Origin of the sequence: Streptomyces sp. NPDC098101 (assembly GCF_044760185.1) — a bacterium.
GTDB lineage: Bacteria > Actinomycetota > Actinomycetes > Streptomycetales > Streptomycetaceae > Streptomyces.
Genome location: NZ_JBIWAS010000012.1, coordinates 1 through 13,932, shown reverse-complemented (window position 1 = coordinate 13,932; position 13,932 = coordinate 1). Strand labels below are relative to the sequence as shown.

Annotated in this window: 14 protein-coding genes; 11 read left to right on the top strand and 3 right to left on the bottom strand. The window is 72.3% G+C overall.

Annotation, left to right across the window (positions count from 1 at the left end):
* Positions 1–59: 59 nt before the first annotated feature.
* From ACIQVI_RS32425 to ACIQVI_RS32415, 3 genes are all read left to right on the top strand, one after another.
* Positions 60–821: a phosphoglyceromutase gene (locus tag ACIQVI_RS32425; protein ID WP_403602482.1), complete on the top strand. Its 762-nt coding sequence runs from the start codon at positions 60–62 to the stop codon at positions 819–821.
* Between the two features lie 558 nt (positions 822–1,379).
* Positions 1,380–2,003: a histidine phosphatase family protein gene (locus ACIQVI_RS32420; protein ID WP_351968929.1), complete on the top strand. Its 624-nt coding sequence runs from the start codon at positions 1,380–1,382 to the stop codon at positions 2,001–2,003.
* 132 nt (positions 2,004–2,135) lie between these two features.
* A complete protein-coding gene (locus ACIQVI_RS32415) occupies positions 2,136–2,618 on the top strand; it encodes a GNAT family N-acetyltransferase (protein WP_403602478.1) in 483 nt (160 codons plus the stop codon).
* A 54-nt stretch (positions 2,619–2,672) separates the two neighbouring features.
* Here ACIQVI_RS32415 and ACIQVI_RS32410 read toward each other — a convergent pair whose 3' ends face one another.
* Complete coding sequence (locus ACIQVI_RS32410; protein WP_202527725.1) at positions 2,673–2,825, bottom strand: hypothetical protein; 153 nt, start codon at positions 2,823–2,825, stop codon at positions 2,673–2,675.
* A gap of 123 nt (positions 2,826–2,948) precedes the next feature.
* Positions 2,949–3,629: a phosphate signaling complex protein PhoU gene (gene phoU / locus ACIQVI_RS32405; RefSeq protein ID WP_030221245.1), complete on the bottom strand. Its 681-nt coding sequence runs from the start codon at positions 3,627–3,629 to the stop codon at positions 2,949–2,951.
* Between the two features lie 297 nt (positions 3,630–3,926).
* On the opposite strand from phoU, the gene ACIQVI_RS32400 reads away from it, so the two are divergent.
* Positions 3,927–5,153 carry an ATP-binding protein gene (locus tag ACIQVI_RS32400; protein WP_351968927.1) on the top strand — a complete coding sequence of 409 codons (1,227 nt, stop codon included), beginning with the start codon at positions 3,927–3,929 and terminating at the stop codon, positions 5,151–5,153.
* The gene (locus tag ACIQVI_RS32395) at positions 5,150–5,830 is read left to right on the top strand and encodes a response regulator transcription factor (protein ID WP_017242433.1); all 681 of its coding nucleotides are present in this window, start codon (positions 5,150–5,152) and stop codon (positions 5,828–5,830) included. The genes ACIQVI_RS32400 and ACIQVI_RS32395 overlap by 4 nt, the downstream gene beginning before the upstream one ends.
* A 193-nt stretch (positions 5,831–6,023) precedes the next feature.
* On the opposite strand, the gene ACIQVI_RS32390 is transcribed toward ACIQVI_RS32395, so the two are convergent.
* A complete protein-coding gene (locus ACIQVI_RS32390) occupies positions 6,024–6,638 on the bottom strand; it encodes a DUF461 domain-containing protein (RefSeq protein WP_351968926.1) in 615 nt (204 codons plus the stop codon).
* A gap of 722 nt (positions 6,639–7,360) precedes the next feature.
* Between ACIQVI_RS32390 and ACIQVI_RS32385 the strand changes: the two genes are divergently transcribed.
* From ACIQVI_RS32385 to ACIQVI_RS32360, 6 genes are all read left to right on the top strand, one after another.
* Complete coding sequence (locus tag ACIQVI_RS32385) at positions 7,361–7,843, top strand: CarD family transcriptional regulator (protein WP_003953493.1); 483 nt, start codon at positions 7,361–7,363, stop codon at positions 7,841–7,843.
* A gap of 335 nt (positions 7,844–8,178) precedes the next feature.
* Positions 8,179–8,928, top strand: a complete 750-nt coding sequence (gene ispD, locus ACIQVI_RS32380; protein ID WP_403602472.1) for a 2-C-methyl-D-erythritol 4-phosphate cytidylyltransferase — start codon at positions 8,179–8,181, stop codon at positions 8,926–8,928.
* On the top strand, positions 8,918–9,436 hold the full coding sequence (gene ispF / locus ACIQVI_RS32375; RefSeq protein WP_403602469.1) for a 2-C-methyl-D-erythritol 2,4-cyclodiphosphate synthase: 519 nt from the start codon (positions 8,918–8,920) through the stop codon (positions 9,434–9,436). Before ispD ends, ispF begins: the two co-directional genes overlap by 11 nt.
* Before the next feature lie 73 nt (positions 9,437–9,509).
* The gene (gene cysS / locus ACIQVI_RS32370; RefSeq protein WP_351968923.1) at positions 9,510–10,907 is read left to right on the top strand and encodes a cysteine--tRNA ligase; all 1,398 of its coding nucleotides are present in this window, start codon (positions 9,510–9,512) and stop codon (positions 10,905–10,907) included.
* 75 nt (positions 10,908–10,982) lie between these two features.
* The gene (gene rlmB / locus ACIQVI_RS32365; protein ID WP_351968922.1) at positions 10,983–11,939 is read left to right on the top strand and encodes a 23S rRNA (guanosine(2251)-2'-O)-methyltransferase RlmB; all 957 of its coding nucleotides are present in this window, start codon (positions 10,983–10,985) and stop codon (positions 11,937–11,939) included.
* Positions 11,940–12,045: 106 nt separating this feature from the next.
* The gene (locus ACIQVI_RS32360) at positions 12,046–13,647 is read left to right on the top strand and encodes a DoxX family protein (protein ID WP_351968921.1); all 1,602 of its coding nucleotides are present in this window, start codon (positions 12,046–12,048) and stop codon (positions 13,645–13,647) included.
* Positions 13,648–13,932: the final 285 nt, after the last annotated feature.

Here is a 13,932-nt window from a genome sequence, read left to right as displayed (position 1 = left end):
CGGACACCACTCAATTGACGACGCGCGTCAATCGTCCGGGGTCGATTAGGCTCGTACGCATGGCCGACGCACCGTACAAGCTGATCCTCCTCCGCCACGGCGAGAGCGAGTGGAACGAGAAGAATCTGTTCACCGGATGGGTGGACGTGAACCTCACCGCGAAGGGCGAGAAGGAGGCGACGCGCGGCGGCGAGCTGCTCAAGGACGCCGGCCTGCTGCCCGACGTGCTGCACACCTCCCTCCAGAAGCGCGCCATCCGCACGGCGCAGCTCGCGCTCGAGTCGGCGGACCGCCACTGGATCCCGGTGAACCGCTCCTGGCGCCTGAACGAGCGTCACTACGGCGCCCTCCAGGGCAAGGACAAGGCGCAGACGCTCGCCGAGTTCGGCGAGGAGCAGTTCATGCTGTGGCGCCGCTCGTACGACACCCCGCCGCCGCCGCTCTCCGACGACAGCGAGTACTCGCAGGCCCACGACGCCCGCTACCAGACGATCCCGCCGGAGCTGCGCCCCCGCACGGAGTGCCTCAAGGACGTCGTCGAGCGGATGCTCCCGTACTGGTACGACGACATCGTCCCGGACCTCCTCGCCGGCCGCACGGTCCTGGTCGCCGCCCACGGCAACAGCCTCCGCGCCCTGGTCAAGCACCTGGACGGCATCTCGGACGCCGACATCGCGGGCCTCAACATCCCCACCGGCATCCCCCTCGCCTACGAACTCGACGAGAACTTCAAGCCCCTCAACCCGGGCGGCACCTACCTCGACCCGGAGGCGGCGGCCGCGGCGATCGAGGCCGTGAAGAACCAGGGCAAGAAGAAGTAGCCTCGAAGCGCGAAGGGCCCCCTACCCGCGGTTTCTTCCGCTGGTAGGGGGCTTCTCCGTGCCCGGGGCCGTCTGCGGGCCGTCAGGGGGACGGGGCCGTGTACTCCCTGTCCTCCGGCATCTGCCGCCACTCCGCTTCGGCGCCGGCGCTCCGGAGCACCGAGACGGCGGACTGGGCTTCGTAGTGGTCCAGCCCTTCGAGGACGGCGACGGGGCTTGCCGGGCCAGTTCCCGGCTGTGCCACAAACTCAGTCCGGTCAGCTTGCGCAGTGCCAGGATCACGTCCTTCTCGCGCGGCCCGCAGTCGACGAGCACCACTTCGTTGGGCGGGTCGTCGCAGAGCAGCGTGTAGTACTCGGTGGACTCGTCGTCGGTCATCCGGCTCGCCCTTCCTCGGCGATCAGGAGCGTAGGCGCCCTCGAAGACGACAGCCACGACTTTTCGCGTGTGCTCCCGGACGCTCGGCACGAGGTGGCCGTAGCCCCCGGAACCGCCCGCCGCGCCCCCGCGTCCGTCCACACGGTGACACGATCATCGATCCCGACGGAGGACGCGTCCATGACGGCAACGGCCGCTCGCTATCTGTATCTCGCGCGGCACGGTGAGGCCCTGCCGGACGAGAGCGCGTTGTCGGAGGGTGGGCGGCGGCAGGCCGTTCTGCTCGGGGAGCGGCTTCGGGGGGCGCCGCTCGCGGTGATCCATCACGGGCCGCTCGCGCGGGCGGAGGAGACGGCGCGGCTGGTCCGGGAGCAGCTCGACGGCGTTCCCCTGCGGGCTTCCGCGCCGGCCGGGGACTACGTCCCCTATCTGCCCCACCGCGAGGAGCTGCCGCCGGAGTCGGCCGACGCCATGCTCGATCACCTGGCCCTCTTCCCGGCCGAGGAGCGCGAGCAGGGCCCCGGTCTGGCCCGGGAGGCCCTCGCGCTGTTCACCGGACCCGTCGCCGGGGACGAGCCGCGCCACGAGCTCGTCGTCACCCACAACTTCCTCATCGCCTGGCTCGTCCGGGCCGCCCTCGACGCCCCGGAGTGGCGCTGGATGGGCATCAACCAGGCCAACGCCGCGCTCACCGTCATCCGCTACGCGCCCGGCCGGGCCCCGGCCGTCCTCCTCTTCAACGACACCGGCCACCTCCCCGCCGACCTCCGGTGGACCGGCTTCCCGCCCGAGCTCCACATCTGAGGGCGGTCCGGGAGCGGCGGGCGGCGTCCGCGCGGAGTCGTAAGCGGAGACGTAAGCGGAGATGTATGTGGGGACGTATGCGGAGACTTAAATCGCACGACGGATCCGTACGCCCCCGCTAGCGTCCGGATCATGAGCACCGGCACGTCCAGCACCGCACTCCGCCTGGAGAAGGTCACCCCCGCCAACGTCGAAGCCGCCCTCGGCCTGCGCGTCCACCCCCACCAGGAGCGGAACGTCGCGCCCGTCGCGCACTCGCTCGCCGAGGCCTACGCCTTCGGGGAGGCCGCCTGGCCCCGGCTGATCCTCGACGGGGACCGGCTCGTCGGGTTCCTCATGGCCTTCCTCGACCTCCAGTGGAGCGAGGAGGACCCCGGCGACCGCCGCAGCGGCCTCTGGCGGCTCAACATCTCCGCCGACGCGCAGGGCGAGGGGTACGGGCGCTTCGCCGTCCTCTCCGTCGCCGACGAGCTGCGGCGGCGCGGCGCGCGGCGGCTGTACGTGACCTGGGCGCCCGGCGACGACGGCCCCGGCGCCTTCTACCGCCGGCTCGGCTTCCGCACCACCGGGGAGACGAGCGGACAGCAGGTCGTCGGCGTCCTCGACCTCCAGTAAGCCCCCAGTAAGAGGGAGAAGGGGTGCGGATCGCCGCACCCCTTCCCGTACGCGTCAGCCCGAGCAGCCCCCGCACTGGCACGGCGCACCCGACTGGCAGCCGCAGCCGCAGCCCGAGCCGCAGCCGCAGGCGCCGAGGACGGGCAACAGGACCGCCTCGCGCGGCGGCTCCGGCCCGGAGTCGGTCGTCATCGGGGAATCGGCCATGGGGTCCCTCCCTTTCGAGGCGCGGATCGCCTCCCCCCATTCCATGCCCACCCGGACCGGCGCATCAACGGCGCACCGGAGCCCGCACACCCGTGCGCCCCCCGGAGCCGCCCCGGCGGGGGCCTACGCCCCCTCGACCGGCGCGTCCGCCGCCTGGAGCTCGTCCGCGTGCTCGCCCGTCACCAGGTACACCACCCGCTTCGCCACCGACACCGCGTGGTCCGCGAACCGCTCGTAGTACCGGCCGAGCAGCGTCACGTCCACCGCCGTCTCGATGCCGTGCTTCCACCGGTCGTCCATCAGGTGCCGGAACAGCGTCCGGTGCAGCAGGTCCATCTCGTCGTCGTCCTGCTCCAGCTGGAGCGCCAGGTCGACGTCCTTCGTGATGATGACCTCCGCCGCCTTCGCCATCAGGCGCTGCGCCAGCTGCCCCATCTCCAGGATGGTCGCGTGCAGGTCCCTCGGCACCGCCGACTCCGGGAACCGCAGCCGCGCCAGCTTCGCCACGTGCTGCGCCAAGTCGCCCGAGCGCTCCAGGTCGGCGCTCATCCGCAGCGAGGTCACCACGATCCGCAGGTCCGTCGCCACCGGCTGCTGGCGGGCGAGCAGGGCTATCGCCCGCGCCTCCAGGTCGTGCTGGAGGTCGTCGACCTTCTGGTCCGCCGCGATCACGCTCTCCGCGAGCTTCAGGTCCGCGTCGAGCATCGCCGTCGTGGCGCGCCCGATCGCCGACCCGACGAGCCGGGCCATCTCGACCAGGCTCTCTCCGATCGAGTCCAGTTCCTCGTGGTACGCGTCCCGCATGGATGTCCCTCTCTACGCAAAGCTGCGAAGCTCCGGAGTCCCCGGGGGCTCCGGAGGCTCCGGGGTACGGGTGGGGTCCGAACCCCACGTTCCCACGTTCGGCCCCGTACGCGTCCGGTTCCACCCCCTCGTGTGAACCGCCCCCGTCTCCCAGGTGAACTCTGGGCGACGCACGCCACCGCGCCCTCCGGGGCAAGTGAACCGGCCGCATCTCCACGGTGAACTCTGGGCGACGAGTGTTCGAGCAGCCACTCGGACGGCTGGGAGAGTGTCCGTGAGCCCGCATAACCTTGAGGCATGGACGTGAACGCGGCGGTCGCCGCATTGGCAGCGATCGCCGGCGTGTGCACCGGCGTGATCGCCATGCTGGCGTTCCGCTGGAGCGAACGCGACCAGACGCGACCCACCCGTACCTCGCTGCACACCGACGCCGTGCTCCCGCCCGGCGTCGACACCGTGCTGTCCGTACTGCGCTCCTCCGCCGTCGTCCTCGACGAGAGCGACTCCGTGGTGAAGGCCAGCTCGGCGGCGTACGCGCTCGGTCTGGTCCGGGGCGGCAAACTGGCCGTCGAGCCCATGCTCAACATGGCCCGCGACACCCGCCGCGACGGGGAGATACGGCAGGTCGAACTGGACCTGCCCCGGCGCGGCACCGGACGCGGCGAGGCCCTCGCCGTCTCCGCCCGCGTCGCCCCCCTCGGCTCCCGGCTCGTACTGCTCCTGGTCGAGGACCTCACCGAGGCCCGGCGCATCGAGGCGGTCCGACGGGACTTCGTCGCCAACGTCAGCCACGAGCTGAAGACGCCCACGGGCGCGCTCTCCCTGCTCTCCGAGGCCGTCATGGACGCCTCGGACGACCCCGAGGCGGTCACCCGCTTCGCCGGCCGGATGCAGATCGAGGCGACCCGCCTCACCAACCTCGTACAGGAGCTGATCGACCTCTCCCGCGTGCAGAACGACGACCCGCTGGAGGACTCCGAGCCGGTGTCCGTGGACGAGCTGGTCGCCGAGGCGATCGACCGCTCCCGGCACACCGCCACCACCAAGCAGATCACCATGGTCTCCGGGGGCGCCGCCGACCTGCGGGTCTGGGGGAGCCGCGGCCAGCTCGCCGCCGCCCTCGGCAACCTCGTCGAGAACGCCGTCAACTACTCACCGGCCCACACCCGCGTCGGCATCGCGGCCCGCAAGATCGCCGCGCCCGGCGGCGACCTCATCGAGATAGCCGTCACCGACCAGGGCATCGGCATCCCCGACAAGGACAAGGAGCGCGTCTTCGAGCGCTTCTACCGCGTCGACCCCGCCCGCTCCCGTGCCACCGGCGGCACGGGCCTGGGTCTCGCCATCGTGAAGCACGTGGCCGCCTCGCACGGCGGGGAGGTCACCGTCTGGAGCACCGAGGGTCAGGGCTCCACCTTCACCCTGCGGCTGCCCGAGGCGGGCTCCGTACGGGACCGCCGGCCCGCCTCCCCCACCCCCGATCTCATGACCGAACCGCTTCCCGCCCCGGAGGTCCTTCCGTGACCCGAGTGCTCGTCGTCGAGGATGAGGAATCCTTCAGCGACGCCCTGTCGTACATGCTCCGCAAGGAGGGCTTCGAGGTCGCCGTCGCGGCGACCGGGCCCGACGGCCTCGACGAGTTCGAGCGCAACGGAGCCGACCTCGTCCTCCTCGACCTGATGCTTCCGGGCCTTCCCGGTACCGAGGTGTGCCGCCAGCTGCGCGGCCGCTCGAACGTCCCGGTGATCATGGTGACCGCCAAGGACAGCGAGATCGACAAGGTCGTCGGCCTGGAGATAGGGGCCGACGACTACGTGACCAAGCCCTTCTCCTCGCGGGAGCTGGTCGCCCGCATCCGCGCGGTGCTCCGCCGCCGCGGCGAGCCGGAGGAGGTCACCCCGGCGGCCCTGGAGGCCGGCCCGGTCCGCATGGACGTCGACCGGCACGTGGTCACGGTCTCCGGCGGCAAGGTCGACCTCCCCCTCAAGGAGTTCGACCTCCTGGAGATGCTGCTGCGCAACGCGGGCCGCGTCCTGACCCGTATGCAGCTCATCGACCGCGTCTGGGGCGCGGACTACGTCGGCGACACCAAGACCCTCGACGTCCACGTCAAGCGCCTCCGCGCCAAGATCGAACCGGACCCCGGCGCGCCGCGCTACCTGGTGACGGTCCGGGGCCTGGGCTACAAGTTCGAGCCGTAGGACGAGCGGCTCGGCCCGACGGGCCGGACGGAGTCCGGCGCAGCGTCCCGAAGCCTGTGAGGCCCCCCGGGGCCGAGCGGTGCGAGGGGCGCACGGGGGAGGGTGCTCGAGCCGTAGGACCATCCGCCGTGCGGACACGTGAAAGGGGCGCCCCCTGGTGGGGGCGCCCCTTTCACGTGCGTATGTACGACGGTCAGTGACCGGCCTCGGCGTCCTCGCCGTGCTCCGAGCCGTGCCCGGCCTCGCCCGACGGGGTCGCGGAGGCGGTCGGCGTGGCGCCCGGGGGAGCGGGGACGACCTCCGGGCCGAACTCCTTGAAGTAGCTCTTCGCGGGGACGACGAACGCCTCCAGGCCGACCTCGCCGGTCTTGCTCAGCTTGAAGACGATGTCCTGCGCGTCGCCGAGACGGGCGGACTCGGTGCCGTTCTCGATCACGGCGGTGGCGTTGCCCGCGCCGCCGATGACGACGGAGCCGCCGGCCGGGACGGTGACCGCGCCGGTGCCGCCGGCCGGCGTCAGCTTCACGGTGGCGCTCGTACCCGGCAGGGTGATCGCGTCGAGGGTCTGCGGCTGGGAGCCGTTGTTGAAGACCGTGGCCGAGACGGCGGCCGGGCCCTTGACGCCGATCTCGGGCTGCGTGATCAGCAGAGCGTTCTGGATCTTGACGTCGTCCACCGTGACGGCGGCGTTGTCGGGCCGGACGCCGAGCGTCTGCGCGTTGTTGCCCGCGCCACAGGCGGACAGCGCGGCGATGGAGAACACGATGGCGGTAGCGGCGAGGGCGCCGCGTCGAAGGCTGCGGCTCACGGCGGCGGCATCTCCTAGGACGTACGGACGGACGTGGATGTCAAAGGCCAACCAAAGGCGTGTCAGCGCGCTTAGGTTACCGAGCCGCACTCTCCGTCCCGCACCCGACCCGCCCCTAACCGCCCGCGCCCGTCCCCGGCCTTCCCCGGACGTACCCGGGGACGTACTCGGGGGCGGACCCGGAGGCGGACCCGGGACGTGCCGGGGGCGCACCCGGGGCGCTCCCCGGAGGTCACCCCGTGCCGCCGCCCCCGGGAGGCCGGCCGCGGTCGCTCCGCGTGGCCGGATCGCGACCCATTGACCTGTTGTTCACATAACCGCCTTGATCAATTCGGGGGCCGCCGCGCATTCCCCGGACCCGCCCCTCCGGAAAATCCCCGACCGATGTCGGCCGATCTCGGCTGATCAATTTCGGGAATCATCCCGTGATGCATCCGTACGAGTGACCGATCCTCGAACGGAGCACGTGAAGAAGGCCACTCCGAACCAGACAAACCGGTACATCACTCCCTCTCCGCAGAGGCCCGAGTAGGTGTAACGTGCGCGTTTCTCTCCGTCCGCACAGCCGCTCCGACCTGCGAATACCCCCTTCCGGAACCTCTCCGCAGCACGTCCGCGTCGCTGTTGTCAAGCCCCGAGATATGCCCTGACCTGCGAAAACGCCATTCAGAAGAAGCCGTATCCGTGTTACTCTGGATAGCCACGGAAGGGGTACCTGTCACATGACGTTCAAGGTTGGCGACACCGTGGTCTATCCCCATCACGGGGCCGCGCTGATCGAGGCCATCGAAACTCGCCAGATCAAAGGCGTGGACAAGACCTACTTGGTGCTCAAGGTCGCGCAGGGTGACCTGACGGTCCGCGTACCTGCGGACAACGCGGAGTTCGTCGGGGTCCGCGACGTGGTCGGGCAGGACGGGCTGGACCGGGTCTTCGAGGTGCTGCGCGCGCCGTACGCCGAAGAGCCGACGAACTGGTCCCGTCGCTACAAGGCAAACCTGGAGAAGCTCGCCTCCGGCGACGTCATCAAGGTCGCCGAAGTGGTGCGCGACCTGTGGCGGCGTGAGCGCGAGCGCGGTCTCTCCGCAGGTGAGAAGCGAATGCTCGCCAAGGCCCGGCAGATCCTGGTCAGCGAGCTGGCCCTCGCGGAGAACACGAACGAGGACAAGGCCGAGGCTCTCCTCGACGAGGTCCTCGCGTCCTGAGCGTGTTCCGGCCACACCGGAGCGCGTTCCTCAAGTGAAGCGATGCCGCTGTGCCCGCTGGCGTGCTGTGATCCACACAGTGCTGTCGCCGGGCGCTGCGGCATGTCCGCGTACGGTACGCGTGCGCGGGCGCACGAAACCCCCGAACCGAACCCCGACGGGCGGGGCATCCCGCACGGAACCCGATACGTCGAACCCCGCTGCGCAAGACCCTCGTGCCGGGCGGCAACGCCCAGACCGTCGTCACGGAAAGGGCCCGGTCAAGGCGGTGCGTCCGGCACGGTGAGTGCCATACCCATGTCGGCCGCGGAAACAAACCTGCCGGAGTGCAACCGATGTCAGACGAAGCGCGTCCCACCCGTACCGCCGTCGTGATCCCGGCGGCCGGACGGGGCGTACGCCTCGGCCCGGGCGCCCCCAAGGCGCTGCGCGCGCTGAGCGGCACCCCCATCCTCATCCACGCCGTCCGCGCGATGGCCGCCTCCCGCGCGGTCTCGCTCGTCGTCGTGGTCGCACCCCCCGAAGGCGCCGCCGAGGTCAAGAACCTCCTCGACGCCCACGCCCTCCCCGAGCGCACCGACTACCTGGTCGTGCCCGGCGGCGAGACCCGCCAGGAGTCCGTGCGCCTCGGCCTCGACGCGCTCCCCGAGGGCGTCACCACCGTCCTCGTCCACGACGCGGCCCGCCCGCTCGTCCCCGTCGACACCGTCGACGCCGTCATCGAGGCCGTACGGGACGGGGCCGTCGCCGTCGTCCCCGCGCTGCCCGTGGCCGACACCGTCAAGGAGGTCGAGCCGGCGGAGAAGCCCGGCGACCCCGAGCAGGTCGTCGCCACTCCGGTCCGCGCCCGCCTCCGCGCGGTCCAGACCCCCCAGGGCTTCGACCACGACACCCTCGTGAACGCCCACGCCACCGTCGCCCTCACCGGAGAGGGCGCCACCGACGACGCCGGCATGGTCGAGAAGCTCGGCGCGCCCGTCGTCGTCGTGCCCGGCCACGAAGAGGCCTTCAAGGTGACCCGCCCCCTCGACCTCGTCCTCGCCGAGGCCGTACTCGCCCGCAGGAGGGCCAACGATGGCTTCTGAGCCGATGAACCTTCCCCGCACCGGCATCGGCACCGACGTGCACGCCTTCGAGAAGGGCCGGGAACTCTGGTGCGCCGGTCTCCTCTGGGAGGCCTCCGAGAGCGACGGGTACGGACTCGCCGGGCACTCCGACGGCGACGTCGCCGCCCACGCCGCCTGCGACGCGCTCTTCTCCGCCGCCGGGATCGGCGACCTCGGCGCCCACTTCGGCACCTCGCGCCCCGAGTGGTCCGGCGCCTCCGGCACCACCCTGCTCGCCGAGGCCGCCCGGATCGTCCGCGCCGAGGGGTACGAGATCGGCAACATCGCCGTGCAGGTCGTCGGCGTCCGCCCCAAGGTCGGCAAGCGGCGCGACGAGGCGCAGAAGGCGCTGAGCGAGGCGGCCGGAGCGCCCGTCTCCGTCTCCGGCACCACCACCGACGGCCTCGGCCTCACCGGCCGCGCCGAGGGCCTCGCCGCCCTCGCGACCGCCCTGGTGTACCCCGTACGGAAGCCCGTACAGGAGTAGGACAGGCGAAAAACGTGTCCCGTGGCCGGGAATAGGTCGCGGGGCACTACCACACGCCCACTACCCTGGAGGGGTGACTATTCGCCTGTACGACACCAGCGCCCGGCAGATCCGTGACTTCACCCCGCTCACGCCGGGCTGTGTCTCGATCTACCTCTGTGGCGCCACCGTCCAGGCGGCCCCGCACATCGGCCACATCCGGTCGGGGCTGAACTTCGACATCATGCGCCGCTGGTTCGAGTACCGCGGCTACGACGTCACCTTCGTCCGCAACGTCACCGACATCGACGACAAGATCATCACCAAGGCGGCCGAGCAGGGCCGCCCCTGGTGGTCCATCGGGTACGAGAACGAGCGCGCGTTCAACTCCGGCTACGACGCCCTCGGTTGCCTGCCGCCGACCTACGAGCCGCGCGCCACCGGGCACGTCCCCGAGATGATCGAGATGATGCGCGGGCTCATCGAGCGCGGCCACGCCTACGAGGCGGACGGCAGCGTCTACTTCGACGTGCGCTCCTTCCCCGGCTACCTGGAGCTGTCCAACCAGGACATCGACGACCTGCGCCAGCCCGACGAGGGCGTCTCCGGCAAGCGCGACCCCCGCGACTTCGCCATGTGGAAGGCGACCAAGCCGGGCGAGCCCGACTGGGAGACCCCCTGGGGCCGCGGCCGTCCCGGCTGGCACCTGGAGTGCTCGGCGATGGCCCACAAATACCTGGGCCCCGCCTTCGACATCCACGGCGGCGGCCTCGACCTGATCTTCCCGCACCACGAGAACGAGATCGCCCAGGCCAAGGCCTTCGGCGACGCGTTCGCCCAGTACTGGGTGCACAACGCCTGGGTCACCATGAGCGGCGAGAAGATGTCGAAGTCGCTCGGCAACAGCGTGCTCGTGTCCGAGATGGTGAAGAACTGGCGGCCCATCGTCCTCCGCTACTACCTGGGCACCCCGCACTACCGCTCGATGATCGAGTACAGCGAGGAGTCCCTGCGCGAGGCCGAGTCGGCGTTCGGCCGCATCGAGGGCTTCGTCCAGCGCGCCACCGAGAAGGCCGGGGCGCCCGTCGCCCCCGCCGCCGAGGTGCCGCCGGCCTTCGCCGAGGCCATGGACGACGACCTGGGCGTGCCGCACGCGCTCGCGATCATCCACACCACCGTCCGCCAGGGCAACAGCGCCCTCGCCGCGGACGACAAGGACGAGGCCATCGCCCGCCTCGCCGAGGTCCGCGCCATGCTCGGCGTCCTCGGCCTGGACCCCCTCGACCCGCACTGGGCCGAGGAGTCCGGCGGCGGCGAGGAGCTCCACGGCGTCGTCGACACCCTCGTACGGCTCGTGCTCCAGCAGCGCGAGTCGGCCCGCGAGAGGAAGGACTGGGCGACCGCGGACGCGATCCGCGACCAGCTCAACCAGTCCGGCCTCGCCATCGAGGACAGCCCCGACGGCCCCCGCTGGACGCTGGGCAACCGTTAGAAGACGTGCCGCTCGGACCTCCGGGCGGCACACTTCAGTTACAGACTTCGCACGTCACAGAGGAAACAGGTAGTCATGGCCGGGAACAGCCAGCGCAGGAACCGCCGCACGTCGAACAAGAAGGGTGCGACGGTCGGCAGCGGTGGCCAGCGGCGCAAGGGCCTCGAAGGCAAGGGCCCGACGCCCCGGGCCGAGGACCGCAAGGGCCACAAGGCGTACCGCGTCTCCAACGCGATGGCCCGCCAGGCGGCCAAGCGCAAGCCCGTCGCCCGCCGCGGCGGCAAGGGCCAGTCCGAGATGGTCGTCGGCCGCAACCCGGTGTACGAGGCCCTGCGCGACGGCGTGCCCGCCACGACCCTGTACGTCCAGCAGTTCATCGACAACGACGAGCGCGTGCGCGAGGCCCTGAACCTCGCCACCGGCCGCGGCAACATCCACATCATGGAGGCGCCGCGCCCCGAGCTGGACCGGATGACGAACGGCCTGAACCACCAGGGCCTCGTCCTCCAGGTCCCGCCGTACGAGTACGCGCACCCCGAGGACCTGGTCACGGCCGCGTTCGACGACCACGACGACCCGCTGATCGTCGCCCTCGACGGCGTCACCGACCCGCGCAACCTCGGCGCCGTCGTCCGCTCCGTCTCCGCCTTCGGCGGCCACGGCGTCGTCGTGCCCGAGCGGCGCGCGGCCGGCATGACCGCCGGTGCCTGGAAGACCTCGGCGGGCACCGCCGCCCGCACCCCGGTCGCCCGCGCCACCAACCTGACCCGCTGTCTGGAGCAGTACCAGAAGGCCGGCGTCACGGTCGTCGGCCTCGCCGCCGACGGCGACCGCGAGGTCCACGAGCTGGAGGAGCTGGGCGGCCCGGTCGTCATCGTCGTCGGCTCCGAGGGCAAGGGCCTGTCCCGGCTCGTCGGCGAGACCTGCGACTTCCTCGTCCGCATCCCGATGCCGGGCGGCGCCGAGTCGCTCAACGCCGGTGTCGCCGCCGGTGTCGTCCTCTACGAGGCGGCCCGCCGCCGCAGGGGCTGACACCGGCCCCGGGAGCACCCCGGCCCCGGCCGTGGCGTGATCTTGACGGGTCTCGGACATTTCCGGCCCGTCAAGGCAGTGTCCTAAACCCAGATCACTCGGTTAGATGAGTGTGGACACCAGAACGCCCCGGCCGGGGTTCGACGATCAGCCCGCGCTGAGCATGGTCAAGGTGGATTCCGATCCCGCCCAGGTGATCGTGAACCACGCCAGCTTCCGTGTGCGGCTCGCGCCGGCCCCGCAGCCGAGGTTCGCCGCCGGCGCCCGTACCGCAGCCCTGTCCGGAGCCGGCGCCCGAGCGGGCGGCGGCCCGCGCCGGCGCCCCGTCGTGTGGACCGGGAAGTCCACGCCGGGCGCGACCGGCCTGCTCCAGGCCGTGCGCGAGTCCTCCGTCGCCACCCTCGAACCCGTCGGCGGCCCGGACGGGGGCGCCACCCAGGCGATCCCGCGCGTCGGCGACACCATGCCCAACCCGGTGGTGCCCGCCGGGGCCGCGCCGCTGCTGCCGCCGATGCGGCGCGCCGAGGGCGCCTACGACGACCTGTACGAGCCCCGGCCCGAGCCGGAGGACGCGTACGGGGACGAGGAGGCGCGGCCCGGCCGGGCCGACCGGCGGCACGGACAGGACTCCGTCCGGCACGCCTACTACCCCGGCCGCCGGATGAACCTCGGCGTCGTCCTCCTCCCGCTCCGCGTCTTCCTCGGCCTCATCTCGGTCTACGCGGGCATGGGCAAGCTCTGCGACCCCGTCTACTTCGACGGCGGCGAGCGCGGCTCCATGGTGAAGTGGCTCAACTCCCTGCACCCCTGGGCCCTCGCCGAGCCGCTCCGCGACTTCGCCCTCCAGCACCCCGTCGGCGCCGGACTCACCGTCGCCTTCCTCCAGGTCGTCGTCGGCGTCCTCACCATCCTCGGCCTCTGGCAGCGGGTCGCCGCCGTCGTCGGCGCCCTGCTCTCCGCCGCGCTGCTGCTCACCGTCAGCTGGAAGAGCGTCCCGGTCTACGACTCGGCCGACATCATCTACCTGGCCGCCTGGTCGCCGCTGCTCATCGCCGGCGCCCCCGTCTACTCGGTCGACAGCCGCCTCGCCGGAGAGGCCTGGCGCACCCTCGGCCCCCGCGCCGACCTCCTCGACCTGCGCCGCCGGGTGCTGCGCCGCGGCACCCTCCTCGCCGCCGTCGTCGTCGGCCTCACCCTGCTCATCGGCTCCGTCCTCGGCGGCGCGGTCCGCTCCACCGAGATGGTCACCGTCCCCGGCCCCAACGACGACCCGATCAACCACCTGCCCGGCCGCCCCCTCCAGGAGCCGAGCGGCGACGCCCCCTCCCGGTCGGCGTCCACCCCGCCCAGCCCCGCCGCGACCACCGGGGCGGCGACCGAGGCCCCCGCGAAGAGCGAGCGGACCCGGGAGGCGACGGAGCGCACGACCGAGCCGACCCGCGAGTCCACCCGCACGCAGGAGCAGCGCCCGACGGCCACGCAGGGCGTCGGCACCGGGACCGGCGGCTCCGGCGACCGCACGCCCACGCGGTCGAACCCGGAGCCCCCGCCGTCCACCAGCGACACCCCGAGCAGTACGGGCGGCACGTCGGGCGGCGGCTCCACGGGCTCGACCGACTCGACCGGCACCCCGTCGGAGAGCGGCTCGACGACGAGCGGCGGCGGGGACGGCGGCGCCCGGAACCCGATCGGCGGCCTGCTGGGCTGAGACCGCGTCCGTACGGACGGAGAAGGGGGGCCCCCCCCGGCAGCGGTGCCGCCCCACACCCTGCGTATGCCCGGAGGGATGCGCGGGCGGGAGCCCGGCCGGACAGAGGGGGGGGGGGGGGGGGGGGGGGCGGGGGGGGCGGGGGCGGGGGCGGGCCGGGGGGGCGCCGGCGGGGGCCCGGGGGGGGGGGGGGGGGGTTCCCGGGTGTGCTCGGGGGGTTCGGTGAACGCCGGGGCCGGCGGAGCGGCTGCCGGGCGAGGGGCCGCGTGGTCCCGTACCGGAGGG